Source organism: Paenibacillus sp. Y660 (assembly GCF_057221575.1).
On the sequence record NZ_JBXBBJ010000093.1, the window covers coordinates 1 to 691 of the forward strand.

The 691-nt window shown below is 50.1% G+C and carries 1 protein-coding gene; it reads left to right on the plus strand.

Features of this window, described 5'->3' with window-relative positions; genetic code table 11:
* Positions 1–691 (plus strand): DDE-type integrase/transposase/recombinase (locus AC2TDN_RS26600; protein WP_484690743.1); only part of this gene is annotated, 691 nt, incomplete at both ends.

Consider the following 691-nt stretch of genomic DNA (forward strand, 5'->3'; position numbering starts at 1 on the left):
AACCTATCTCGTTGTGTTCATCGATGATGCAACGCGTTTCGTCGTTTCCGCTGCGTTCTACGACACCCTTGAACAAGCTATTGTGGAAGATGCCTTTCGCAAAGCGATCCAGCAATATGGCGCACCCGAGGCCGTTTACTTCGACAACGGCAAGCAGTATCGGACCAAATGGATGGGGCGAACCTGCTCGAAGCTTGGTATTCGCTTGCTCTATGCTAGACCTTACTCGCCAGAAAGTAAGGGTAAAGTTGAGCGCCTAAACGGAGCGATCGGCTCTTTTCTGAACGAAGTCGCACTCGAAAAACCGAAAACGCTGGAGGCGCTCAATCATTGGTTTTCGGCATGGCTCAGCGAATGCCATCAGACGAAGATCCACTCGGCATTAAGTGAAAACAAAAGCCCACAAATGGCTTATCGCGAGGATTGCAAGATTGTTCGCTTTGTCGATGGGGAAACGCTCGCTAATGCTTTTCTACACAGTGAGAATCGCAAAGTGGATAAGGCTGGCTGCATCAGCTTTATGGGCAAAAAGTATGAGGTGGGTCTCCTCTTCATCGGTCGTACGGTGCAAGTCATTTACGATCCAGCAGACATCACCAAAGTGACGATCGAGCATGAAGGGCACATGCCTTGGACAGCCAAGGAAATGGTCATAGGAGAACGATCAGGAAAACGCCCTGCATTGCCTGAC